Below are 26,000 nucleotides of genomic sequence, written 5' to 3' on the forward strand. Positions count from 1 at the left end.
ACCTGACTAGTGTCGCTCTTCAAAATCTGTGGATGCATTCTCGTTCGGATCGTGCAAATGTTGCTCGTCCGCCAGGCCTACCATGTCCAAAAGCGCCAATGCGTTGGTCGTGCAGGCGATGCCGGGGCGAAGCTCGTAGTCGAACTTCATTTGCCGCTCGGCTCCGGCGCCCTCGAACGTCTCGCGGAAATGCACGGCCCGGCACGATTCGCTCAATGGGGGCGCCGCGGCCAATTCCAGATCGTGCGTCGAGACGGCGCCGATCGCCTGCTGCGCGAGCAACCGATCGACCACGCGGCGGACCGCAATCTGCCGATCACGCGAGTTCGTGCCGTGCAGGATCTCGTCCAGCAGGAACACTAGCACCGGCCCCCCTGGCCGATTGCAGTTTCGCGCTTGCTCGACGATGGCCTTGAGCCGTTTCAACTCGGCCAGAAACAACGATACGCCGTCGGCCAGCGAGTCGTCGATGCGCATGCTCGTTTCAACCAGCACGCGCGGCAGCGAGAGCCGTCGCGCGGCGACGGGCGCGCCGGCCTGGGCCAGGACAAGGTTCACACCGATCGCGCGCAAGAGCGTGCTCTTGCCTGACATGTTCGAACCGGTCACCAGCAGGAACGTGCCGGCCGGCCCTACCTCGACGTCATTCCCCACGGCGTGCGCAACAGGAATCAATGGATGCGCCAGCGCGGTCGCTGCGATCAAGCGCGGCCCGCTGGGGTCGACCACGGGAAACGACCACGATGGATTATCGAACGCCAACGTCGACAGCGAGCACAGTGCCTCGAACTGAGCAAGTGCATCCAGCCACTCGCGCAGGTGCGGTCCGACTTGCCGTTTCCATCGTTCCAGCGACGAGAGCACGTGAAAGTCCCACAGCGAGATAACCTGCACGACGCCGTACACAACTTGCGAGAAACGCAGGTCGGCCAGGTTCAGTCGCCGCCGCAAGCGCGTCAACTGCTCGTGGGCGCGATGACCGCCGGCCGACAGCCGGTTTTGCAAGCCGAGCAGTTGCGGCGCGGTGACGGGCCAGGTTTCGACGAGCGCAAGCATCGCGCTAAAGCGGTGCAACTGCTGCTCGCCGGTGTCGATCTGCCGAAAGATTTCATGAACGTGGCGAACCAGCAGATAACTGACAGCGACGTGCAAGCCCACGACGACCTGTCCGAGCAGCATGGCCGGCGCAAAGCCCAACACGTAGACGGCGACGAGCGCGAGCAGCAGAATCGGCGACAATCGTGCGTACCAGACGAGCCACGGGCGCTTGGCGAGCCAGCCGGTCGCTTCGGCCCAGCGCACGAGCGGTTCGACGTCGGCCGCCGCGCGCGAGCTCTCGAGCACCTGGCCACGCCAGGCGAGCTCCTGGCGCAAATCGAGCTGCGCGGCCAGCTCGGCGACTGCCTCTTGCCGGGCGGAAATCTCCTCAGGCGCCGCGGGCGTGAGCAGCCAGCCGGCCAGGCATCTGCGCCCCAGCCCAGTCGCGGCCAGACAGCACAGCCGAAAGAGCGAAGCCGGGCCAAACAGATCAAGGTCGCGCGCCGTCGCGGTCAGTTGCACATCCGGCGGCGTGGCGACGGAAGGCAACTTGTTCCAGGCGCGATCGAGCCGCGCCAGGCCGTGCCGGTTCAGCGTGGCCAATCCTGCGGCGCGTTCCTGCCGCCGGCGTATCCAGCGATGCCGGGCCACGACGACGATGAACGCAAGCGCGCCAAACGCAGCCGCGATCAACCAGGGCACGATATGCGCAATCCCTTGCCACCAACCTATGGCGAGGGCGGCCACGACAAAGCCCGCCGTCGCGAAGCGCAGGTTTACGAAACGATCCGAGCGGCGCTGCCAGGCGCGTGCTTCCGCATCGAAACGCTCGACGCGCTCGCGATACGTCGCCGCTCGCGGTTCGGACTGGGAAACATCGGACACTGCGTGCTACCGTCCGCCGCCGGCGGCGCCGGGGTTACCGCTCCAGGCCGGGAGCTTGGCCGGAAAGCTCTTCTCGGTCGTCTCGTTCCAGCCGTTGCCGACTCCCTTGCCGCTCCAGAACAAGTCGCCGCCGGGTGCACCGAGGCTCTTCAAACGCTTCGACGGATTCTGACCATTGTCGGCCAGCGCGTTGTCGTGGATGTAATTGCCATCGGGGTTCGGCTCGACGTTCAGCTTGTGCTCCGGCGGAAAGACGTCGGTTAGTGCATACATGGCGATGCCGTATGAGCCATGACCGCGCACTTCGTTCTTCGTTACTTCAGTGTTGTCGGCAGCATTGACGGCGATGCCGATGCCCGGCTCGACCAGGTTCACCGTGTTGCCCGGCGGCGACAGGTTCGGGTAGTTGTTGTCCAGCACGCGGTTGTTGATTACGCGCGCGTTCGAGGCGACGGTCGTGGGCAGATCCGGCAGCAGCACCACGAGCAAGCCGAGCGAGTTCTGATGGGCCGAGTTGTTGGCCATCAGCACGTTCACGCAATTCTCGGTTTCCATGCCGATCGTGCAGCGGTACGACTCGCAATTCTGGATCACGACGTCCTGGCACTGCCCCGCGTAGACGCCCGCGTCCCACACGTCGCTGACAACGCAGTTTTCGACGAGCACGCCCTGGCACAGCACCGGGTAGACGCCGTACTTGCCGGTGTTGTGGCATACAAGGTTGCGGAACGTTGCGTTCTTGGCCTTGTTCACGACCACGCCGTTGCCCTTGTAGTCGCGCACTTCGAAACCGGAGATGACAAAGTTATTGCCCGAGACGAGCACGGCGTCGTTCATTTTGCCCTTGCCGTCGAAGACCGGCCGCTCGCCATTCTGCACGATGCCGACCAGCTCGATATCGTCGAAATCGATCGTGACCGACTCGCTGTAGGTGCCGGGCAGAACCTGAATGCGATCGCCCGGGCGGGCCCGATCGACCGCCGCCTGGATCGATTGTCCGGGGCCGACCTGGAACGTGCCGCGAATACTCTGGGGCGTAACGGCGGGAGCCGCGGCGTTACGCTCGGGATACTTGTCTTCTTCGGCAGCCGCAACTGTGCAGAGCGACAACAGGCCGAAGCACGCGACCAGGGCAAACCATTCCAGCGAGGACTTCATGGCAAACCTCCTGTCGATCGGGGATGAGCTTGATTGTTCAGGTTTATTTTGCCACAGAGGGCACCGAGGACACACAGAACAAACGTTGTCTTCTCTGTGAACTCCGTGATCTCTGTGGCCAGTATTAGTCTGTGGCGGCGTCAGTTATTCGTCGACGTTGCGCTACGGGACGGTTTGGCCGAGGCATTCTGCCCGCCGAGCAAGTCGGCCGGAAACGTGACCAGCGGTCCGGTCTCACGCCAGGTGTTGCCGGTGCCGCTGCCGTCCCAGTACAGGTCGCCGCCGGGGGCCTTGCGCTTTTCACGATAGAGGGGGTCGGGGTTACGGCCGTTGTCGCGATATTCGTTGGACGCGATCGTCGTGTAGTCCGAATTCGGCTCGATATCGAGCTTGTGCCCTTCGGTCGACTGCGTCAGAGCGCCGACCGTGATGCCGTAGGAGTCGTTTTCGGCGATGTAGTTTTGCGTCACCTCGGTGCGATCGGCCGCCATGACCAGAATGCCGATGCCCGGCGGCAGGTTAGCGATCAGAGTGCCGGGCTTGCCGAAGTTCTTGTGATTATTCGCCCACGAGCGATTATTGATCACCCGGGTGTCGAGCCCGATCTTCGAGGGATTGTTGGGCAGCACGAACACCAGGATGCCAGCCGTGTTGTGATGGGCGCTGTTGTTGGTGACGAGCGCCGCCACGCAGTTCTCGATTTCGATGCCGGCCACGTTGTTGAAGACTTCATTGTTGCGCACGACGATGTCGCGGCTGCTGCCGACGTAGATCGCGGCGTCGCTGATGCCGCTGACGGTGCAACCCTCGACCAGCACGCCGGCACATTCGACGGGATATACGCCATACAGACCTGCGTCGTCGACGATGAGGTCACGAAAGACCACCCGGCTGGCCTTGCTGGCCAAGATGCCATTGCCCTTGAAATGCCGAATGACAAAGCCCTCGATCGTCAGATCGTTGGCCGAGCTTTGCACCGCATCAGCGAGTTGGTTGCCGCCGTCGAGCACGGCCCGCTGGCCGTCGCGATTCAAACCGACGAGGGTCACGCCGTCGCGGTCGATCGCCACGGTCTGCCGATAAACGCCTGGCTCGACCTCGACGCGATCACCGGGGGCGCAACGGTCGATGGCTGCTTGAATCGATTGCCCGGGCCGCACGGTGAACGTGGCCGAGGCTCGGCTGGCCGGGCGCGCGTGGCCGAGCGCGGCGACCCAATCGAGTCCTGTACCCGGCGCACGCTCTGTCGATGCGTTGTTCGCACGAGTTGCATTCGCAACAGCGACGGTTTCCAAGCCCGGCACGCGGTGCATGTTGCCGCTCGAATAGCCCGTAAGGGGCGCACCGCCGGTGCTGCCGCCAGCGGGCGCAGCGGATTGAGGTCCCGCGGAATTCAAGTTTGCGATCGGTCGCGGGCGTTCGCGCAGGACTGGCGCGGCCACAGGCGGGACTGCCGCGACGGATGTAATCGCATTCGGCGCCGACCCACGACCGCTACGTCCGCGCGCGACAGGAGCGGGCTCGGCCTTCGTTTTCACTTCGATCACGGACAGTCCGCTGGGAACCTTTTGCGGCGGGTCAGGCTGCAGAGAGGTGTCGGTCAGGGCCTTCAGAAACGCCACCAGGTCGGCGATCTCCTGATCTGTGATGTCGAACTTGCCGATCTTATCGTCGAGCCCCGGCGACGGATTGGGTTCAGCGCGGCCGGCCCCTTTGGCGTAAAACTTGATCACGTCTTCCAGCGTGTCGAACGCGCCGTTGTGCATATAGGGAGCCGTGAGGGCGATGTTGCGCAGCGACGTGGTCTTGAAAGCACCGTCCGGCCCTTCGCCCGGCACGCCGGCCCGGCCGCGGTCATGCTCGCCGTTGTCCGGCACGCCGATCACGCGAAATGTATCGTCGGCAAACGTGGGAAAGTTATGGCATTCGAAGCAACGGGTCTTCAGTGAACGAAAAACCTTCATGCCGCTCCGTTCTTGCTCGTTGAGTGCCGTGGCATCGCCGGCGGCGTAGCGGTCGAACTTCGAGTTGAACGACAGCAGCGTCCGCTCGAAGGCCGCCACGGCCTTGGCCACGTTGTCGAACGTCACTGCCTCTCCGGGCTTGCCGCCAAAGGCTTGCTGGAAGGCCGTAACGTATTCGGGGATGGCGCGCAATTCTTGGACGAGAACTTCGGGCTTTTCGCCCATCTCGTGTTCGTTGGTGATGGGGCCCTTGGCTTGGGCCTCGAGGTCATCGGCCCGGCCGTCCCAGAATTGCCACTTGTGGTAAGCGGCGTTCCACAATGTGGGGGCGCTGCGACCGAGAACGTGGCCGCCGCTGCGGTCGGGGCCGACTCCTGAGCCGCCGTAGCCCATGCTCAGTTTGCGGCCGTCGGAAAAGCCGTGATCGGGGTGATGGCAGTGGGCGCAGGACATATTGTTCTGCCCGCTCAAGATCGGGTCGAAGAACAATAGCTTCCCGAGGGCGACTTTCTCGGGCGTCATTGGGTTGCTGTCGAGCGAGCGCATCGGCGGAAACGGCGCCTGCAAGCCGGTCGCGCGCGGCTGACCGGCGACGTACGGCTCGTCGGGCACCCATTGGCCGCCACGGTTCAGCCAACCGGGGATGGCCAAGGGCGCGGTCGCCGCGTCGGCATGAACCTTGGGCTGATCGGCCGGCGCCTCTTCCGCGCAGGCCCATGGAACCGTCGACACGCCGAGGCACATGACCAGGGCGACGCACATCCAGAAGCGCATCATGGCAGAACTCTCCCGGCCGAGAACGGCCGGTTGCTGGCTTTGAGGAAAGGAAGCTTTTTTGCGCGCCGCCACGCAGCCCAGAATCGGATCCGCTCGAGCTGCTTCGGGGCGCGATCCGTCGGGCGCGCTCAAATCTAGTTGATGCCGTGCGGCCGAGCAAGCGCGGCTTGATCGGCGGGCCGCAGCTGTTTTTCGCGCATCGGCAGCCTGTAGGGTGCGATTTTGCGCAACAAGCCCTACTTTGGGAATTGGTGCTCGCAGAGCACCCTACGGGACAGCCGGGTGTTTTTTAGCCATATTGATGCGGGCCTTTGTCTGGCGACCGGTATCGCGGCGGCCGGGTTGGTTTTGCTTTTCTTCTGCCCCGCCTGCGTCAACCGGCAGGGAATCAGGTGGTGCTTCACTCCAGAGCGAAGCACTACCGGGCTGCGGGACGCGTTGATGTGGGTTTTGCGTCTTCCGTGAAGTACACGAGGAGTTGCTCGGCTTCTTCGCGCATCGCCCAATTCGCGGGGGCGATGCGCAGCGCATTGCGAAGATCCTCAGCAGTCGACGGTGATTTAATGCCCTGCTCTTTACGGAGCCTGGCGCGCAGGCAGAGAGCGTCGGGATAAAGCGGATCGAGCCGCAGCACCTTTTCGATGTCCGCGGCGGCGTAGCCCCGATCATTGAGACGCATGTTGATCAAGGCGCGCCGCAGGTAGTGCAGCGCGATGGTGTCGTCCAATTGAATCGCCTCGTCGTATTTTTCGCGCGCTTCGACTAGTTTGCCTTCGTCAAAGAGCGCCTTTCCCTGGTTGGCGAGCTCGCCTGCTTGCATGAACCGCGGCGGATTCCGCCAGCTCCAAATTTCCGTAGGCAGCGATTCAATGGGCAAGGACGCCGGCCACGTCCAAACCACATGCCAGGCGGGCAACAGCAGATTTCCCGTCATTACGAGGGGCAGCGCCAGGGCGAGAGTAGACGGCCAGCACTCCTTCCAGGCCAGCACACCCAAAAGGCATACGGGGCTCACGATCATCAGCGACCGCGACATATCGCCGGCGATAAAGAGACACCCAATCGAACTCGCGATGACCATGAATGCAAAGGCCGCGCCCCATTTCCAGCCCAAGCGCGCGCCGACGAACCACATCGCCGCAGCGAACATCGACCATGCGACCCGGTATCCCGACCACAGCCCCCTAGCATATCTCCGCCATGAAACGTTCCATATCTGCTGCCAATGGGATTGCACGTAGGAGGTCGTCTGCGCGTCACCGGTCAACCAGGCGATGGCTCGGACGGTCGGGTAGGGGATGCTGGCAAGAATGACCACCGCCGCGTCCAGTAGCGTCGAGCGCCATTGCTTCTGCTCGATCCTCCACAGAGCGACCGCGCGTGCCATCATCGTGATAGGTAGCGCGAATACGAAGCGTTCGTCGATCCACGGCACCACTAAGCACACCGATCCCAGCACGTAGCGGGACGGAATGAATACCGCTGCCAGCAAGCCCGCGACCAGCCATGAATCAAAATACGCCAGCCAGCCGGTCGAGACAAAGAACCAGGGCAGCGCTGCGAAGATGACAGTCGCCATCCACGTTTGCAGCCAGTTGCCTAAGCTCTGATGCGCTATCCATGCGACCAGCCAGCACACAAGCAAACAGCCGAGGTGCGGCATCGCCAGGTAGAGCCAAGGCGGTAGTTGCAGATAATGCCAGACAAGTGGAAAGAGCAGTCGCCACCGGATGACCATGTAATCGGCGTCATCTATCGGGATCCACGGATCGTCGAGCTGCGCGAGCGACCAGGCAGCTCGCGAAAAATCCGCCGCACGTACCGGCGGTTCCTCCATAGCCAAACAGGGCCATAAGACAAACCGCGGGGAGAACGCGAAGAGCACCACGACGGCAGCCGCGATGCCAACGAAGAAACACCGCAGCGGCGTGAGCCGCCTTCTATCGCCAGGTGCCGGCAGCGTTGCTGGTTCCAATGGTGAACCCACGGTTGTTCCGTTCGCAGTCAACCGCTATCTCCAAGGCGGCCAGTGAGCTATTTTGTGCGCGACTTTGCGAGCCTTCTTCCGCTCCTTGAACGCGCCGCGGGCTACGTCCATGTCAAACGGCTCCAATATCTTGACGGTGCGCATCGCGCAATAATAGACGCGGCAAATGCGCTTCTCAAGAAGAAATAGGGGCAGCGTCAGAAGCACGCGTTCAACCATCCCGGCGTGCGCTTGCCGGCAAAAAGGCGCGCTTCGCGGCCAGTGACGTCATGACCGTGCGTCAACCGGTGCGAAGCGCGGCCCGAGCCGAATCGCGCAAATACTGGGCGTAATTGTTGTCGCACTGCTGCGCGAGGGCGAGTAGCTGCTCGGCCGTGATCAAACCTTGTTGAAAAGCTGCTTCTTCGATGGCGCCGATTTGCGCATTTCGTTCGGTCTGGACCATCTCAACGAAATTCGCCGCCGCCAGATAGCTTTCGTGCGTGCCGACATCGAACCATGCGGTTTCGGTGTCCAATTCCTCGACGTGCAGCGCGCCGCGCTCGAGGTACGCCTGGTTGACGTCGGTGATCTCCAGTTCGTTCCTGGCCGAGGGGCTCAAGGAGGCCGCGATATCGACGACCTGGTTGTCGTAGAAGTACAGGCCCGTCACTGCCAGCTTTGACCCCGTCTCACCGGGCTTTTCCTGGATGTCGACCGGCCGGCCCGCCGCATCCGTTTCGAGCACTCCATAACGACGCGGGTCGCGTATCGGCTTTACGAAGATCGTGGCGCCGTTCGGTCGCGCGGCGGCAGCGGCTAGCCGCTCGGCGAACTTGCCGCCGTGAAAGATATTGTCCCCCAGAATGAGTGCGACGTTATCATGCTCGATGAAGTCGCGACCAATCTGAAATGCCTGGGCGATCCCCTCGGGCCGCGGCTGCGCGGCGTAGGTAATGCGCAATCCCAGTTGTGTACCGCCTCCCAACAATCGTTCGAAGAGGGGGACATCTTTGGGGGTCGATATCAAGAGGATCTCGCGGATGCCTGCCTCGATCAGGGTCGACAGTGCATAGTAGACCATGGGCTTGTCGTAGACCGGCAACAGTTGCTTGCTCACGACCTTCGTGGCCGGATGCAGGCGCGTGCCAGCGCCCCCAGCCAGAACAATCCCTTTGTGAAAGGCCGAGCGGGGTGTCATGGGATCGTGCTCGCCGACGGTCGAGATAAACCGAGACGCGCAAGTGGCCGACCGCCCGTGACTTCTTCAGTCCAGGCCGCGTTCGCCAGATACCACGCGACCGAAAAGCGCAGGCCGTCGGCGAAAGTCACTTGTGGCTGCCAGCCCAATTGACGGCGCACCTTCGTCGAATCCAGGGCGTAACGACGATCGTGACCGGGCCGATCGGGTACGAACGTAATCAGGTCGCGGTGAGGGCGCGACGGATGGGGCCGCAACTCATCCAGCAGATCGCACACGGCACCCACGACGTCGAGATTCGTCCGTTCCTCTCCGCTGCTGATGTTGAACGTTTCACCCGGAACACCACCGGCCAGAATTATCTCGAGCGCCTGGCAATGATCCTCGACGAAGAGCCAATCGCGCACCTGCTGACCATCGCCGTAAACCGGGATGGGCCGTCCCGAGAGTGCGTTTTGGATAACTACCGGAATCAGCTTTTCAGGAAACTGGTACGGTCCGAAATTGTTCGAAGAGCGCGTCACTAACGTCGGCAGGCCATAGGTCTCGTGGTACGCCCTGACGAAATGATCGGCCGCAGCCTTCGAGGCTGCATACGGGGAGTTGGGCGCGTAGGGCGCCGCTTCCTCGGCGGCCGCGCCCGTTACGCTGCCGAAGACCTCGTCGGTCGATACGTGCAAGAAGCGAAAGCTCGTCTGCTCGGCCGCGGAGAGGCCGGTGTAATACCCGGTGGCCGCGTCCAACAACGTCCAGGTGCCGACGACGTTCGTTGCGACAAACGCCGCGGGCCCATCGATCGAGCGATCGACGTGCGACTCGGCAGCGAAATGCACGATCGCCCACGGGCGATGCTCGGTGAGCAATCGCCGAACAAGCACACCGTCCGCGATGTCGCCATGGACGAAATGATGGTCCGGATGGTCGATCACGCCGGCGAGCGTGGCCAGGTGGCCGGCGTACGTCAGCTTGTCGAAATTGACTACGCGGCCAAGCCCGTTATCGAGCCAATGCCGGACGAACGAGCTACCGATGAATCCGGCACCGCCGGTGACGAGAATCGTGTTCATCGGGGCATGGCCCTAAATCGCCTCGACCTATGCCGGCAGTTAATTAGGAATCAGGTTATGGTGCCTTCTTCGGCAAACGACAAGTCGTCAATAAGTTAATGGTACCTCGCCCGAGCGGGCGCATTCGCTGAAATCAGCGGGTTCTGGGGACGGTGCGGGACAGCCTCGCCCTGTATTCGTGGCCGTCTGTGACGATCGTCAGGACGGAAATAGCCGCCTGAACCCGAAAACGTTGGCCAGGCGACGGTTCAGACGGCCTTCGCGGTCGAGGAATTGACCGTTTGCGGCTCATCCGTCGGCGATACCGTCTCACGGCCAAGCGACGGCATCAACCACTCGAGAGCGGGCGCCGTAGCGGCCGTGGTTACCAGGGCCATGATGATCATCATCGCGAACAACGTCGGGCTGATGACGCCCAGGTCGAGCCCGATGTTCAGCACGACCAATTCCATCAGGCCGCGGGTGTTCATCAACGTGCCGAGGGCAGCCGCCTCGCGCCACTTCAGGCCGGTTAATCGCGCGGCGCCGAGCGTGCCACCGAACTTGCCGATCGTCGCCACCAGGATGATCGCCACGCACCACAACCAATTGCCCCAGCCACTGACCAGGCCGATCTGCGTGCGCATGCCCGTGAATGCGAAAAACGCGGGCAGCAACAAGACCGTTACCAGGTCCTTCATTTTCATAGAGAACTCTCGTGCGATCCGGCTATCGTGGGGGATCACCGCGCCGAGCAAGAACGCGCCGAACACGGCATGAATGCCGATCGCCTCGGTAGCCAGGGCGGCCAACAGCACCGCCAGAAACGTGCCCGAGATGGCCAGCGGGGATAACGCATCAGATCGGCTCTCCATGCGAGGAATCAGTCGCCCAAGCAATGGTCGGACGATCAGAAACATGAACGCGATAAATGCCAGCGCGCCGCCGATCACCAGCACGGCGCTTCCGATCTTGGCTTGAGCGACACCCACGACCAGGGCCAGCAAGCACCAGGCGGTTACGTCGTCGGCAGCGGCGCAACCGAGCGCGACCGTGCCGAGTTCCGTTTTGTCTAACTTGCGATCGGTGAGAATCCGCGCGAGCACGGGAAAGGCTGTGATCGACATCGCCGCGCCCATGAAGAGTGCAAAGCTCGTGAATGGCACCCCGTCGTGCGAAAACACGGGATAGAGTCCCAGCGCCAGCGCTGCGCCGAGCACAAATGGCAGCACGATGCTGGCGTGCGAGACCGCCACGGCCGCGTGGGCCCGACCCGCCAGGCGGGCCGCGTTCAGCTCCAGTCCGACCAGGAACATGTACAAGATGACGCCCAGCTGTGATACCGCGCGCAACGCGGCGGGCACCTGACCCTTCGGATCGTCGGCCGCCGCGGGAATGAGCATGTGGAGTGCGTCAGGCGAAATAACCCCCAGCAACGACGGACCAAGCATGATGCCGGCCAGAACCTCGCCAATCACGGGCGGCTGGCCCAGATGCTTGCACAGGCGCCCCAAGACAAACCCGAAAAAAACAACGGCTGCCAAAGTCGCAATGACGTGCAGCACCACGTCGACCTGGCCCGGCAGCGGCTGTCCGACGGGCCGCGCGTCGGCGGGTGCCGCTTGCGACGTCAGATGGGCGCCGAAGGCGCGGATCAACAGGAACAGCCCCACGCCGCCGGCGATCAGGGCCAGGTAACCTGCGAATCCTTGCCAAGAAAATCGTGGATCGGAGGGTCGGGACATGGCTCCGAATATATCTGTGTGGACAATAGATGTCCAGACAAGTATCGTCCTAACGAGTTCCGGGAGGCATAAGCGGTCGTTGCTCACGGGGCTGGGGCGCCGCTAACCCGAATGTCGTTTTCGGCGCGTATGTCTCGCCCGGTGCGCTTCCACCTTGGAGCGATTGCCGCAGACGGCCATGCTGCACCAGCGCCGCGCGTGCCCCTTGGTGCGGTCCAGGAACAACAAAATGCAGTCGGGCCCGGCACAAGCCCGGATGAACCGGAAATCCTCCTGGCAGATTAATTCCGCGGCGGCTGAAACGATAGGATCCAAGAGCTCGTCGGGCCGCTTCCAGTGGTGGACGCGACGCAGTTCCAGACCGGGTCTCGTTGCGGTGCCGCGGGAAACCGTTTCAACCTGCGAAATACTCTTATCTCGAGCTAAACGCTCGTTCAGTGGGCCAAGCGCCGCAGCGGTCGTCCGCAAAGGTTTCCCCATGCGCGAGGTGACAAATCTGCGCAACCAGGTGCGAAACTTTCGGGCGTCGCCCGCGACTTTGTCCAGGGCGTCGCGCGGCCACTTGGCGCTCTTTTCAACCACCAGCCGATCGATGACCTGAGCTTTCACGAGCCAGCGGACCAAATCCTGCCCGTCGCACAGCCAATCGACGGGCGTACCCTGCGGTGCGGCGGTCGTATTGAGAAAATCGAGCGCCAAATGATTGCCGACGAAAAACGGCGGCGGTCGGTCCACGGACATACGGAGCCTCTTGGGGTCAGTAACAACTCTACTTCCATAGTAACCAGAAAAAGTGTCGCGAGGCGGTTGCTCGGACCTTGTAACTTCCATACAATCATTTTACCGGTTACGTAAAGAGAGGAGTGTGGGGCAAGGGAGGGTGTGCCATGCGCGCGATTCTCAGAACCGGTTTCGGCGGCCCTGAAGTCCTGGTCATTCGCGACATTCCCGAGCCGGAGCCCAAAGCGGGCCACGTGGTGATCGAAGTCAAGGCATTCGGCCTGAACCATGCCGAATTGCACATGCGCCAAGGCAAATGGGCCGAGATCGCCGATGTGAGCGGCATCGAGTGCGTCGGCCTCGTCAAATCCTGCCCCGGCGGCGAGTTTCCCGTTGGGGCGAAAGTGGCCGCGCTGATGGGCGGATTGGGCCGCACGATCAATGGCAGCTACGCCGAGTTCACGCGAGCGCCGGTTTCGAATGTGGCGCTGATCGACGCCGACTTGCCCTGGGCGGAACTAGCCGCGATTCCCGAAACATACGCCACGGCCTGGACGTGCCTGTTCCGGAATCTGGACATTCAAAGGGGCCAGTTGCTCGTGATCCGTGGTGCGACTTCATCATTCGGACAAGCCGCGGTGAAGATGGCGGTCAACGCCGGCGCGCGGGTCATCGGCACGACGCGCAATCGGGAACGCTTCGCCCACCTCGAAAAGATAGGAGCCGAGCGCTGCGAGATCGAGCGGCCTGATCTATCGCAGCATATCGCCGAAGCCAAGAAGATCGATGCGGTGCTCGACCTGGTGGGCAATAGCGTCCTGCTCGACTCGCTGGCGATGCTCCGGCGCGGTGGGCGCTCCTGCCTGGCCGGCTGGCTCGGCGGTCTCGCCCCGATCGCGGATTTCAATCCGCTTTTGCAAATGGCCAGCGGCGTGTACCTGACCTTCTTCGGTAGTTTCGTCTTCGGCACGCCGGGCTTTCCGCTCGCGGATGTTCCACTGGCGAAGATTGCCGCCGATGTCGCGGCCGGACGGCTCGATGCCAAACCGACCCGTGTGTTTCGATTCGAAGAGATCGCCGAAGCGCACCGGGTCATGGAAGCCAACGAGGCCGGCGGCAAAATGGTGGTGGTTCATCAATGAACGCCCGCTCTCGCGGCAAAGCAACCCCGCGATCGACGCCCAGACGCGGCCGACCGCGCGGTCCGCGGCCGTCGGTCCTGATCTTTGACGTCAACGAAACGCTGCTCGACATCGAATCGTTGAACCCGCTATTTCAGCGGCTGTTCGGCGACGAGCGCGTGTTGCGAGAATGGTTCGGACAACTCGTGTTGTACTCCATGACGTTGACCCTGGCAGGCCTGTACAAGGATTTCATCACCCTTGGAGAAGGGGCGTTCGAAATGCTTGCCACAATTCATAAAGCAAAGGTCAGTCCAGCAGACCTGGAGAATCTCAAACAAGGAATGCTGTCGATGCCTGCTCATCCGGACGTGGGCAGTGGCCTGAGGAAATTGCAGGCAGCGGGATTTCGGATGGTCACGTTGACGAATTCGCCCTCCCGTCCGAGCGGAAAGTGTCCGCTGCAGACTGCCGGTCTGGCGCACTTCTTCGAAAGGCAGTTCAGCGTCGAGACGGCACGTGCCTTCAAGCCGGCGTCAATCCTTTACCACATGGTGGCGCAAGATCTCGACGTGGCCCCGGCCGATTGTTGCCTTATTGCCGCCCATGTTTGGGACACGGTCGGAGCGCAAAGCGCGGGACTTTCGGCAGGCTTGATCACGCGACCCGGTAACGCGCCGCTGCCGGTGAGGGGACTACCCCAACCGGACTTCGTAGCCGCAAGCCTGCCGGCGCTTGCCACGAAGATCATCAAAGAGCGCTAATTAAATGCCAGGAAGAGGTTTGATGAACAGCAGCGGCCAATGAACTGTTACGCAGGATCGAGGTGATTCCATGACTACCGCCGCAAGCGTCGCTCATCGTACGGTCAAAGTCCGTGACTTGGACATCTTCTACCGCGAGTCTGGTCCAAAGGCAGCTCCGACCGTGCTTATGCTGCACGGGTTTCCTACCAGCTCGCAGATGTTTCGCAACCTGATCCCTGCGCTGGGGGAAGAATTCCACGTGGTGGCCCCCGACTATCCTGGATTTGGTCACAGCGCGATGCCACCGCGCGACAAGTTTGCCTATACGTTTGAAAATCTGGCGGATGTTGTCGACGAGTTCACCGCCGCGCTTGGTCTGTCGAAGTATGCGCTGTACGTGCAGGATTATGGCGCGCCCGTCGGCTTTCGCTTGGCCTCGCGAAATCCCGAACGGGTCACGGCCATCGTGGTGCAAAATGGCAATGCCTACGTCGAAGGGCTGGACAACGAATTCTGGAAGCCGATCAAGGCATACTGGCAGGAGCCGGACAACCCCGAGAAGCGAAATGCGCTGCGGCCGTTTCTCAAGGTCGAGGCCACGCGATGGCAGTACACGCACGGAGTGCCGCGGCCCGAGCTGATTGCGCCCGATGGCTGGACGACGGATCAGTATCTGCTCGATCGGCCCGGCAATGACGAGATCCAGCTCGACCTGTTCCTGAGTTATGGCAGCAATCCGCCGCTTTACCCGAAGTGGCAGGAGTATTTTCGCCGGCATCAACCGCCAATGTTGATCATGTGGGGAAAGAATGACGAGATATTCCCCGCGGCGGGTGCCGAGCCGTACAAACGCGATCTCAAGAATCTGGAATTCCATCTGCTCGACGCGGGGCATTTCGCGCTCGAGTCGAACGGGCCGGAGATGGCACGACGGATGCGCGACTTTCTCGCACGGCATGTCAAGAATCGATAACCGTTCCAAAATCCAAACGAGATGCAGAAGTCTTGAGCCATGCGTGTAGCGTCCGTCAATGTCGGCATGCCGCAAGAGGTGACGTGGCAGGGGGAGATCGTGACCACGGGCATTTTCAAGAAGCCAGTCGCGGGTCGGATCGCGCTACGCACTTTGAACTTCGATGGCGATCGACAGGCCGATCTGACCGTACACGGTGGTCCTGACAAAGCCGTGTATGCCTACCCACGCGAGCATTACCCAGACTGGGAAGCGGTTGTCGGCCGGTCGTTGCTTCCCGGTGCGTTCGGCGAGAACCTCACAACCGAAGGTCTTCTCGAGGATCAGGTCTGTATCGGTGACGAATACCGCATCGGCACGGCGCGAATGGTCGTGACTCAGCCGCGGCTCCCTTGCTACAAGTTGGGTCTCCTCTTCGGCGATCCGCACATCATCAAAGCGTTTCTCGAGTCGCGCCGACCGGGCATCTATTTCGCGGTGACCGAAGAGGGCCAGGTCGGGTCCGGCGATGTGATCGAGCTTGTCCACAGGGACGAACGTCGGGTCTCGGTCACCGACATGCTGCGGTTGATCTTCACCAAGACGCCCGCGGCAAGCGATTTGCGAAAAATCCTCGGGATTCCCAGATTGGCGGCTGTGTGGCGCACGGAGTTTGAGTCGCGGCTGAGTGAATGACGGCGTGCGGCCAAAACGCTAGGACGATAAAGAGATCCAGCTTTGCCCGTTCTCCTTCCTGCGCGCCGCTGACGTCCAAGTGCGCTCAGACGCACGCGATCTCGCGCCTCACTTCGCTTCGCATATGCGCGCTCGCAGCATCGCGTGAAGTGGCCAATTCCAATTTGAATATCGAATCGTCGTTTGTTAGCATCGCCACCGCCTTACACGTGTTCTGTCGCTGCGAACGTGTCGCAAGCGATAAGTGAATCTCCCATTAGCCACAAGAAGGAGGTAGCGATGCGCGCGGAGCGCTGATGGCCGCTAGCGACGCAAGGCTTTTCGAAAACGAGGTGAGAGGGCGATCGATCGTTCAACAAGCGCGGAGAAGGGTTTTTATGACGGATATTGCTTTACCGACCGTCGACTAAACGGTCAGCGGCGCCACGACCATTTCCATTTTGTGTGACACGCCTGTCGACTACGTCCAATTGACCGTCGATGGCACGACAAACCTTACCAAGCTGTACACCTTGCAGGGTTTCGGTGCGCCCTTTACGGCCACCGTGCCCTTCGATAGCACGATTTGCAGTCAAGGCGAGCATTCGCTCCAAGCGACGGCCTACACCGGCACGTTTCGCAATATCAACCCCACTTCGATCAGTGGCTGCGTGCTGTGGGTGGACTTTGCCGACACGAGCCATCTCACCATTTCCAGCGGCACGGTGACCAGCGTCAACGACAAAAGTGGCGTCAACGCTGCTTTTTCGGTTCCTTCCGGGTCGTCGGCGCCGGTCTATTCGGAAGACCGGTACAACGGCCAAGGGGTCGCGCAATTTACTCAATCGAGTAACCAGCTTTTGCAAAGCACGAGCAGTCTCTCGGCAACCGTGGGTGACGTGTTCGCGGTCGTCCATTTCCAGGGAAACCCGACGGGAGACATCGTGCTCGGCGCCGCGTCAAACAGCACTAATTTGTTGGAGTGCCAGGCGCAGTCGTCTGTGATGAACATGAACAGCCAGTCGACTGCCCACGGAGCGCGCAACATCTCTGCCACCGGCACCGGCTCGGCCATGGTTCTCAATGGCATGTATCTGATGCAATGGCGTTGCACTGGTTCCGCCTATCAGATGTGGATGAACGGCATCTCGCTGGGCACAACCACGACGGGCAACGATGGCGCCAACTGGTTTGGGAGTTTGTCGGGAACAGCCAACATCACGCTGGGAGGCTTGAAATACAGCGGCACCGCGCTCTACGGAACCCTGGAGATCGCCGAGGTCATCGCGTTCAACCACGTACTCGGTTCCACCGACCGCCAGCATGTCGAAGGTTACCTGGCGGAAAAATGGGGAGTTCCCGATTACACGGCGCAAACGATCAGCTATTCGAGCCAATCCACGGACACGATCACGTTCAACGTCGACAACGCGGCCGGCTTGACGCTGCCGACGATCGCCCATCACTTTCCACACATCAAGACGTATCACTACCAGTATCAATCGATGAGCGAGGCGGACCAGGTCTTGGCGGAATCGTCGCTCGACCTGGGCGTGATCAGTACTCCATCCGACGTCGAGATCATCCAGGCGGCGGGGGCGACGATGAGCGTGGGGACGTACGTATGCGTCACCAAGCTGTCGTGGTACCAGATACTTGATCTCTGCAATTGGCTCGACGATCAATCGGTCGATCGGGAAGATGCTTTCTTCCACGCCAGCCCCAACCAAGCCATTATGAGCACGAACTTTGGCGCTCAAGGTTTCCCCGTGCGGTGGTGGTGGGACGCTCAATCGTACACCGCAAGCACCAGCACGATGACCGGTTTGTATACGCTGCAACCGGGACATTCCACGTTGGACGGCGCCCCGACGAAGTTCAACGACGGCACGAGCCACGTCACGCTTGGTGCGAACATGAACGACGCCATCTGGCTGGGCTACCCCGAGAAGTTCGATGAAATCAATTGGACCTTCTCGACGCCCGCCAGTGGTGGCTGGACCGCGGTGCTCGAGTACCCCACCGCGGTTGATGCCAACAGCGTTCCCACTACGTGGGGAACAATCACGTTGGCGAGCGATACCACCAGCGGATGCACGGCCAGTGGCCGGATGCACTGGGACGCCTCGCTACTCACCGATTGGGTGAAGGCTTACAGCGTGCCCGACGGTGCGGCGATGCTCAGATACCCGAATCCGGCGCTCGTACCCTCGACCGGCATGCAAGGCTACTACGTCCGGCTAAGAACAACAGCCACCGGCACAACGCCGATTGTAACCGATTGCCACGCCAGCAATTACTTGAACCAGAGCGGCACCAGTCCGGCGGGCACGGTGCATACCTGGCCGGCTGCCTTTGACCTCGACGGTGACAATTATCTGAACGACTCGGAGTACTCGGCCGCCGGATCGCCGACGAATGGCAGCGGCAATCAAGTCAAGTTCAAGTATCAATCACGTTTCGTGACCGGCTATGGCTCCAACGTGCTGTGGTCCAACGTCCAAAGTTCCAACTGGCAGCTGTGGGTCGCGGAATACGTGGATCGCATACGCGTGGCCTACCCGATGTACGACGGCCTGTTCCTCGACGAATCATCCGTGGGCGACAACGGCTTTGGCGTCAATCAGACCGTCGAGGATTCAACCGGCTACGGCGAGGGTTACGGCGGGCTGCTCAATTTACTGTGGCGGTTTATTCCACACGGCCCCAGAGGACAACGCTTTTTCATCCTTAACATGGGTCGAACGGCGGCGCCGGCACGCGTTTTGGGACAATGTCCCATGGCTTGGCGCGAAGACATGCTGAAGGACACCGACGGCTGGTCGCGGTTTTGGGACAACAAGAATGTTCTTGATACGACGGCTGGCCTTTTCTGTCCGGAGCCCGTGCAGGTTGTGGATACCTTCTGCACCTATGCGAATTCCACGCAGGCGCCGCAAGACTTTACGAAAATGGCGTTCCTGGCCTATTACTATTGCCTTGCTCGTCCGGGCACGTACTTCCAGCCGTTCGGCAACAACACTGGTGCCGAGAACGTACAGCCCGACCCCACGCACCCCGACCAATTCCAGCCGAATCGCTGGATACCGTTTATCAACGTGGATGTCGGTCAACCGGTGGGGGACTGCTACATTTTCGCCGGTGGGCCTACGGTGCCTGACCCCACGGCGAGCGGCTACTATTACGAGGTCATCGGCCGCAACTATACGAACGCGTTGGTGCTCTTCAAGCCGCTCTCGGACGACGGCACCGGTACAGTGAACACGGACACGATCACGACGGTCACCACGCATGATTTGCCGGCAGGGACCTGGTATCCCCTCAATTCGGATGGCTCGATCACGCGCGTGCCGGTCACCTCGGTGACGCTGGCCAATGGGCACGGCGCGATTTTCTTGAATACGATCACTCCGTAAGCCAGCGCGACTCGCAGTTCCTCGAACCGCCCTCGAATCAACCGATTCGCGGGCGGTTCTTGTTTGGCATGCAAGGAGGCGCGTTCATCCATGCCGGCTCCTCTCCGTTCGGCCCGAATTGCGCATGTTGTTTCCTCCCGAGGCGGGCGTTACGATTCGAGCGATCGGAAGCTTCCGCGCTCACGGTCGCAAGGACGAAGCAGCACTCCCTGAAGCCGTGGCAGCTTTCGAAAATGATTTGCGAAACGTACCGCGCGATCGACGAAGATCGCGCCATAAAAATAGGCTGTTGAACAGCCGTGACATCAAGGAGAAAGCGCATGGCGACCGAAACTCAATGCCCGTTCCATCACACGGCCGGTGGCGGCACGTCGAACCTCAAGTGGTGGCCCAATGAACTGCGCGTCGATTTGCTGCGCCAGCACTCGTCGAAGTCCGATCCGATGGGCGCGGACTTCAACTACGCGGCCGAGTTCCGCAGCCTCGATCTGGCGGCAGTCAAGAAGGATCTGGCGCATCTGATGACCGATTCGCAGGACTGGTGGCCAGCCGATTTCGGCCACTATGGTCCGTTGTTCATTCGCATGGCGTGGCACAGTGCCGGCACCTATCGCATCGCCGACGGTCGCGGGGGCGGCGGCCGTGGACAGCAACGTTTTGCGCCGCTGAACAGTTGGCCCGACAACGTCAGCCTCGACAAGGCGCGACGACTGCTGTGGCCGATCAAGCAAAAGTATGGTCGCAAGCTCTCCTGGGCCGACTTGATCATCCTGGCGGGCAACGTGGCGCTCGAAACCATGGGGTTCAAAACCTTCGGCTTCGGCGGTGGGCGGGAAGACGTGTGGGAGCCCGATCAAGACGTCTACTGGGGAACCGAAACAAACTGGCTGGGCGACAGTCGCTACTCGGGCGATCGCGAACTGGAGAATCCGCTGGCGGCCGTGCAAATGGGTTTGATCTACGTCAACCCGGAAGGCCCCAATGGCAATCCCGATCCGGTCGCCGCCGCGCGCGATATCCGCGAGACGTTCGCGCGCATGGCGATGAACGATGAAGAAACCGTGGCGCTGATCGCTGGTGGCCACACCTTCGGCAAAACGCACGGCGCCGCCCCCGCTTCGAACGTAGGACCAGAACCCGAGGCGGCCGGCCTCGAACAGCAAGGCCTGGGCTGGAAGAACAGCTTCGGCACCGGCTGCGGCGCCGACACGATCACCAGCGGACTCGAGGTCACTTGGACCACCACGCCCACGAAGTGGAGCGGCAACTTTTTCTGGAACCTGTTCAGCTTCGAATGGGAGCTGACGAAAAGTCCCGCGGGTGCACACCAGTGGACTCCGAAGAACGGTGGCGGTGCTGGTACGGTACCTCATGCCCACGACCCGTCGAAGCGCATTGCCCCGAGTCTGCTCACGACGGATCTTGCCCTGCGATTCGATCCGGCCTACGAAAAGATTTCGCGCCGCTTCATGGAGAATCCCGACCAGTTTGCCGACGCGTTCGCCCGCGCCTGGTTCAAGCTGACGCATCGGGACATGGGCCCGCGCGCGCGTTACCTTGGCCCCGAGGTTCCTGCCGAAGAGCTCATCTGGCAGGACCCGCTGCCGGCAGTGAATCACAAGTTGATCAATGCGCAGCACATTGCCGCGCTGAAAGGCAAGATTCTGGCGTCCGGCCTTTCCATTTCCGAGCTGGTGTCCACGGCCTGGGCGTCGGCCTCGACGTTCCGCGGTTCGGACAAGCGCGGCGGCGCGAACGGCGCTCGTATCCGGCTGGCGCCGCAAAAGGACTGGGAAGTCAATCAGCCGGCGCAACTGGCCAAGGTGCTGAAGTCGCTCGAAGGTATCCAAAACGAGTTCAATAGGTCGCAGACCGACGGCACGAAGGTTTCGCTGGCGGATCTGATCGTGCTGGGGGGCTGCGCTGCCGTCGAGCAGGCGGCGAAAAACGCCGACCAGAACGTGACCGTTCCCTTCTCGCCCGGCCGCACTGACGCAACGTCCGAGCAAACCGACGCCGAAAGCTTCGCGGTGCTCGAGCCGATCGCCGACGGATTCCGCAATTACCTGAAGGGCAAATACACCGTGTCGGCCGAGGCGCTGTTGATCGACAAGGCGCAATTGCTCACGCTGACCGCGCCCGAAATGACGGTGCTCGTCGGTGGCATGCGTGTCTTGAATGCCAATGTCGCCAGTACACCGTACGGTGTCTTCACCAATCGCACCGACGCGCTGACGAACGACTTCTTCGTGAACTTGCTCGACATGCGCACCCAGTGGCAGCCGGTCTCGCAGCAGGCTGACCTGTTCGAAGGCCGCGACCGCAAGACGGGCGAGCCAAAGTGGACCGCCACGCGTGTCGACCTGGTCTTCGGATCGAACTCCCAGCTTCGCGCCCTGGCCGAGGTCTATGGAAGCAGCGACGCGCAGAAAAAGTTCGTCACCGATTTCGTCGCGGCCTGGAGCAAGGTGATGAACCTCGATCGCTTCGACCTCGCCTGAACCACGAGACGACGTGTTCGCCAGTTATGGCGATTTACGAAGCTAAGCCGCTGCCGAGCGCTCGTGAGAAGCCATCCGTAGCTCGCGAGCCCGTGCCGACGCGGCGCACAGCGCGATGCGCCGCCGGACGAAGCGCGGCGCGAAGAGGTATTCGCCGACATAGCGCCGCAGCATGCCGAGCCTCATGCGGAGATAATCCGCGCGGAGGTGATAGTGCGCGACGCTGCCACGGCGGAGGGCGGCCATGGTCGTCGCATAGCCGTCGGCCGGCAGGAATGACTCTTGCGGCGTTGCCTTGCGTAGTAACAGGCGCAAGTTCGGATCGTCGGCCAGCGCGTACTCGGCGGCAACTTCAAAGCCTGCCCGGCGCGCTGCCGCCTCGAGTGTGCCGCGCGTGAAGTTGTAAATGTGACCGAAGTGCAGCATTTGCTCGACGGCGGCGAACGGCGCGGCGAAGTTTGGGCATTCCAGATACAGCCGCCCGCCGGGCCGCAACATCTGAAAAATCTGAGCGAGTGCCTGGCGTGGCGAGGCAAGGTGCTCGATCACGTGTACCAAGAGCACCACATCAAACTGCGGCTCGGCCGGCACGTCCGCCAGGTAAGCGATACGGACGCGGGCGTGCAGCTTCGTCGCGCCGTAGGCGCAAAAGCCTTCGTTGGGTTCGATGCCTTGCGCGTCGTAGCCGGCCAGGTCGAAGACTTGCACCGTACAGCCGATGCCGGACCCCACTTCGAGGATTCGCTCGCCGGGCGCCAGGTGCGGAGTCAGCCGCTCGAGGATTAGTTCCCCTTTTCGCCACGCCCGCATGATGCGCCGCGGCGACGGGCTGACCTCGCCTTTGTACTGCCGGCGATACTCGTGGGCATAAAACGTGTCCAGTTCCTGGGCGCTGGGCAGAATCGCGTGTTGCACCAGGCCGCAGCACCGACAAACAACGGTGGCAAGCGGCTGGACGCGCCGATCGCGCCGTGCGATCTCGTCGAAGCGCTCCTCGCCGCACAGATCGCAACCATGATTGACGGCCGTGTGGATGTCGGCCGATCCAGCTGCGGGTTTATTCATTAAAGCGATATCCCCTCGCAGGTGCAGTTCCCCGAAGGCACGGACGAAATTGGCGGCGGGAGAAAATAAGAAGATACCGCATTTCCGTCAAGATCAGACAAGTGGCCGAGCCGCGCAAAAGTCTGGGCTCGCCGCGGTAGCGATGCATTACTGAAGATGCGATCGAACTGATGGATGAATGGGGAGTGCGCCGTAGCGCGGCGAACACACCTTTACGGCGCTACTTGCCGCTTTCCGGAATTGGCTCGCTCAATTCATTCCCGCGCGCCGCCGTCGGACCTGTGACGGGATTGACCCGCGCGGGCGCCAGGCGCGGAAATCCGAACGCACGATCCGCTTCGATCTCGCCGTGCGGGTAGTCCGTCGTCAGGATGTGCGCTCCCCCGCGCAACGCTTGTTCGCGCCCGGCAGCGCGGATGTTTCCCTGCGAGTCGACGCGGGTACGAATCAGATAGCCGGCCCGGGCCAGGTCGTCGATCGCCGGATCGTTGGGATTGTTTCGAATCAGGACCGCCGAGTGAGGTTGTTCGAGGTCGGATTCGACGAACATCGCCCGACCTTCGAGCGCCGGATGCCCTTCCAGATATCCAGCGCGATTGGCGCCGTTTTCGTGCAAGATGGCAAAGACCTTGCCGGCCGCATCAGCCAGGGTTGGCCATTTGCCAGCATGAACGGCCTCCCACAGCGTTTTGTGCTGGCCGCGCACGTCGTCGGGCGACAAGAGCCGTGGCCCCGGAAACACGGCGCGGAGCTGTTCGTCGAGTTGCATTACGTCGGCCGGCGTGGGGCGCCTGTACGACTTGTTGAGTTGAAATCCCTCTTCCTTGAGCTCCATCAAAAGCGAGATGGGAACGTGCCGCGGGTGGGCTTTCGACCAACGACTGATCGTCTCGAGCGCATCACGAAATGTTGGCACGGTCGTCCCGCCGTCAAAGCCGGGCACGTGCATCACCTGCCACCCCTTTTCGGACGACAGGTTCAAATCCAACTCGAAATTGCGCACGCCCTGGTCCAATTGCTGGTCGAGCGGCTGGCGCGAGTAGTCCCAATCCTTGGCATCTTTGCGCACCGCGATGGCCGCTTTCAAGATTCCGGCCGGCGGTCGCAGGTGATAGCTATTGTGCGTGCCGACCACTTGGATTTGATTGAGGCGCAGGCCGCCCGCCGCCGGCTGGGCGGCGAAACACGCTCCGTGCCAGGTGCATCCAAGTACGATGAACCACAAGCCGACACGCATGGGTGTAACCTCCACAAAGTTCCGTTAAGCAATCGGCCGTGGCCGCGAAATTCGAACGCCCAACTTTCTGCTCATGCTACCGGCCGAGTTTACTCGGGGGAAAAGGGATAACAACCGACTACGACCTTTGGCGTATTGGGCTCCGCTGGCGTCGGCGGTTGCCCCGAATAGCTCGATTGACATGGTTTCCTGAACCCGCGAAACTAGTTAGTGAAACTCGGGGTAAGCCCTTTGACGGCTCGCCCGAATCCCGCCGTGGAAAACGCGCCCTGCCGACCGCTTCGCCGGGCGTTTCCCTGTGTGAAATCCCTATTCGTCCCTGACTTTCAGGAGTTGATCGACGATGCGCAAGATTTCGGCAATCGCCTTTCTATTGGTGGTTCTGCTGGCAAGCACGGCCGTGGCCGGCAAGTTCAACAAGGTTTTGAGCATCGGCGATACCGCCCCGTCGCTGGCCAACATTGTCGGCACTGACGACAAGCAACACAGCCTGGCCGACTATAAGGATGCCAAGGCGATCGTGGTCGTCTTCACCTGCAATCATTGCCCGGTCGCGCAACAATACGAGCAGCGGCTCGTCGAATTGCAGCGCGATTACAAGGACAAGAACGTGCAGGTCATCGCCATCTGCGTCAACGGCGGCGACGAAGACAACCTGGCCCACATGAAGAAGCGCGCCGAAGAGCGCGAGTTCAACTTCCCCTACTTGTCCGATCCGACGCAAGCGGCCGGCAAACTGTACGGCGCGCAAAAGACGCCCGAGGTCGTTGTTCTCGACGGCAAGCGCAAGGTCGTGTACATGGGCGCGATCGACGATAGCTGGATGGCCGCTGACGAAGTGAAGAAGCCGTACGTCCGCAACGCACTCGACGCGGTGCTGTCGGGTAAGAGCCCCGAGGTGCAGGAAGCGCGCGCCACGGGCTGCGGCATCGAATACGCTCGCTAGAAAGTCCCGGTCCGGCTACGGTCCTGAACGGCGGCGTTCGCTACGATTCCTCTGGGAGCTTCGTCTGATGTGGCGCCTCCTTCGAATTACTTGCGCGTTGTCATTCGGCGGGTTGGCTTTCTCGACCTGCTTGATGCTCGCCGGCTGCGCCAAGGAACATCCGGGCGCTGAATCCAAAGCGGGCAAAGTTGGCAAATCCGAGACCGAAGCGCTGGCCGAGGAAGGCAAGCCTGCGCCGATCCCGGTCACCGTGGTTGGCAAGGAGGAGTATCAAAAGGCCATCGCCGCGCATCAGGGCAAGGTGGTGCTCGTCGACTACTGGGCCACCTGGTGCGGACCGTGCGTCAAGCAGTTTCCTCATACCGTCGAACTGTGGCAGAAAAACCGCGATCGCGGTCTGGACGTGATCGCCCTCTCGTTTGACGAGCCAACGGAGGTCGAGAGCGTGCAAAAGTTCCTTGCCGACAAAGGCGCAACGTTCGAGAACCTGATCAGCAAAGTGGGCGCGGCGGAATCTTCGGCCGACGAATTCGACTTCGACGGGGCACTGCCGAATTACGCGATCTACGGCCGCGACGGGAAACTGGTGAAGCGCATTTCGCCTTCGGATCCCACGATTCCATTCCGCCCGGAGCTGATCGACCAGGCGATCGAAGAGCAACTGGCCCTGCCGGCCCCGTGATTGGAACTGGATTAGCGGCGTAGGTGCAAGTCACTGTAGCCGGGGTCTGCGACCCTGGATGCGCTCGTCGGCTTCCAAGATGCCGAAATTCGATGGTATCGCTACCGGCGTCACGGACCCCAGCTACAGAGTCGCCCTGCCCGGGCCCCCTTTCCCTCT

The 26,000-nt window shown here is 61.6% G+C and carries 18 protein-coding genes; 8 read left to right on the forward strand and 10 right to left on the reverse strand.

The features are described 5' to 3' along the window. Positions 1-6 precede the first annotated feature (6 nt). The 8 genes from VHD36_08610 to VHD36_08645 all read right to left on the reverse strand — a co-directional run bounded on the left by VHD36_08610 (position 7) and on the right by VHD36_08645 (position 12,521). Positions 7-1,923, reverse strand: coding sequence for a hypothetical protein (locus VHD36_08610; GenBank protein ID HVU87370.1), 1,917 nt, complete (start codon positions 1,921-1,923; stop codon positions 7-9). Positions 1,924-1,929: 6 nt separating this feature from the next. Continuing rightward, positions 1,930-3,081, reverse strand: coding sequence for a parallel beta-helix domain-containing protein (locus VHD36_08615; protein ID HVU87371.1), 1,152 nt, complete (start codon positions 3,079-3,081; stop codon positions 1,930-1,932). Positions 3,082-3,221: 140 nt separating this feature from the next. Next, on the reverse strand, positions 3,222-5,822 hold the full coding sequence (locus VHD36_08620; protein ID HVU87372.1) for a parallel beta-helix domain-containing protein: 2,601 nt from the start codon (positions 5,820-5,822) through the stop codon (positions 3,222-3,224). A 418-nt stretch (positions 5,823-6,240) separates the two neighbouring features. Continuing rightward, the gene (locus VHD36_08625) at positions 6,241-7,659 is read right to left on the reverse strand and encodes a tetratricopeptide repeat protein (GenBank protein HVU87373.1); all 1,419 of its coding nucleotides are present in this window, start codon (positions 7,657-7,659) and stop codon (positions 6,241-6,243) included. 430 nt (positions 7,660-8,089) lie between these two features. After that, positions 8,090-8,989 (reverse strand): glucose-1-phosphate thymidylyltransferase RfbA, encoded by a 900-nt coding sequence (rfbA, locus tag VHD36_08630; protein ID HVU87374.1) that lies wholly within the window; start codon positions 8,987-8,989, stop codon positions 8,090-8,092. Beyond that, positions 8,986-10,056 (reverse strand): dTDP-glucose 4,6-dehydratase, encoded by a 1,071-nt coding sequence (rfbB, locus tag VHD36_08635; GenBank protein HVU87375.1) that lies wholly within the window; start codon positions 10,054-10,056, stop codon positions 8,986-8,988. The genes rfbA and rfbB overlap by 4 nt, the downstream gene beginning before the upstream one ends. A gap of 248 nt (positions 10,057-10,304) precedes the next feature. Further along, positions 10,305-11,780 carry a cation:proton antiporter gene (locus VHD36_08640; protein ID HVU87376.1) on the reverse strand — a complete coding sequence of 492 codons (1,476 nt, stop codon included), beginning with the start codon at positions 11,778-11,780 and terminating at the stop codon, positions 10,305-10,307. 102 nt (positions 11,781-11,882) lie between these two features. Beyond that, positions 11,883-12,521, reverse strand: a complete 639-nt coding sequence (locus tag VHD36_08645) for a CGNR zinc finger domain-containing protein (GenBank protein HVU87377.1) — start codon at positions 12,519-12,521, stop codon at positions 11,883-11,885. A 146-nt stretch (positions 12,522-12,667) separates the two neighbouring features. On the opposite strand from VHD36_08645, the gene VHD36_08650 reads away from it, so the two are divergent. From VHD36_08650 to katG, 6 genes are all read left to right on the forward strand, one after another. After that, positions 12,668-13,642 (forward strand): zinc-binding alcohol dehydrogenase family protein, encoded by a 975-nt coding sequence (locus tag VHD36_08650; GenBank protein ID HVU87378.1) that lies wholly within the window; start codon positions 12,668-12,670, stop codon positions 13,640-13,642. Continuing rightward, positions 13,639-14,385: a haloacid dehalogenase type II gene (locus tag VHD36_08655; protein ID HVU87379.1), complete on the forward strand. Its 747-nt coding sequence runs from the start codon at positions 13,639-13,641 to the stop codon at positions 14,383-14,385. Before VHD36_08650 ends, VHD36_08655 begins: the two co-directional genes overlap by 4 nt. A 70-nt stretch (positions 14,386-14,455) precedes the next feature. Further along, a complete protein-coding gene (locus tag VHD36_08660) occupies positions 14,456-15,340 on the forward strand; it encodes an alpha/beta hydrolase (protein ID HVU87380.1) in 885 nt (294 codons plus the stop codon). Positions 15,341-15,379: 39 nt separating this feature from the next. Further along, the gene (locus VHD36_08665) at positions 15,380-16,015 is read left to right on the forward strand and encodes an MOSC domain-containing protein (protein HVU87381.1); all 636 of its coding nucleotides are present in this window, start codon (positions 15,380-15,382) and stop codon (positions 16,013-16,015) included. Positions 16,016-16,455: 440 nt separating this feature from the next. Beyond that, the gene (locus VHD36_08670) at positions 16,456-19,410 is read left to right on the forward strand and encodes a hypothetical protein (GenBank protein ID HVU87382.1); all 2,955 of its coding nucleotides are present in this window, start codon (positions 16,456-16,458) and stop codon (positions 19,408-19,410) included. A 320-nt stretch (positions 19,411-19,730) separates the two neighbouring features. Continuing rightward, positions 19,731-21,911 carry a catalase/peroxidase HPI gene (gene katG / locus VHD36_08675; protein ID HVU87383.1) on the forward strand — a complete coding sequence of 727 codons (2,181 nt, stop codon included), beginning with the start codon at positions 19,731-19,733 and terminating at the stop codon, positions 21,909-21,911. A 42-nt stretch (positions 21,912-21,953) separates the two neighbouring features. Here the strand turns inward: katG and VHD36_08680 are convergent, their stop codons facing one another. Together VHD36_08680 and VHD36_08685 are read right to left on the reverse strand one after the other, a co-directional pair. Further along, positions 21,954-22,976 carry a class I SAM-dependent methyltransferase gene (locus VHD36_08680; protein ID HVU87384.1) on the reverse strand — a complete coding sequence of 341 codons (1,023 nt, stop codon included), beginning with the start codon at positions 22,974-22,976 and terminating at the stop codon, positions 21,954-21,956. A 220-nt stretch (positions 22,977-23,196) separates the two neighbouring features. Beyond that, the gene (locus VHD36_08685; GenBank protein HVU87385.1) at positions 23,197-24,213 is read right to left on the reverse strand and encodes a Ca2+-dependent phosphoinositide-specific phospholipase C; all 1,017 of its coding nucleotides are present in this window, start codon (positions 24,211-24,213) and stop codon (positions 23,197-23,199) included. 343 nt (positions 24,214-24,556) lie between these two features. On the opposite strand from VHD36_08685, the gene VHD36_08690 reads away from it, so the two are divergent. Together VHD36_08690 and VHD36_08695 are read left to right on the forward strand one after the other, a co-directional pair. After that, on the forward strand, positions 24,557-25,159 hold the full coding sequence (locus tag VHD36_08690; protein ID HVU87386.1) for a thioredoxin family protein: 603 nt from the start codon (positions 24,557-24,559) through the stop codon (positions 25,157-25,159). Between the two features lie 67 nt (positions 25,160-25,226). Further along, the gene (locus tag VHD36_08695; protein ID HVU87387.1) at positions 25,227-25,841 is read left to right on the forward strand and encodes a TlpA disulfide reductase family protein; all 615 of its coding nucleotides are present in this window, start codon (positions 25,227-25,229) and stop codon (positions 25,839-25,841) included. Positions 25,842-26,000 lie beyond the last annotated feature (159 nt).

It is taken from the genome of Pirellulales bacterium (genome assembly GCA_035546535.1).
In the GTDB taxonomy this organism is placed as follows: Bacteria; Planctomycetota; Planctomycetia; order Pirellulales; family JACPPG01; genus JACPPG01.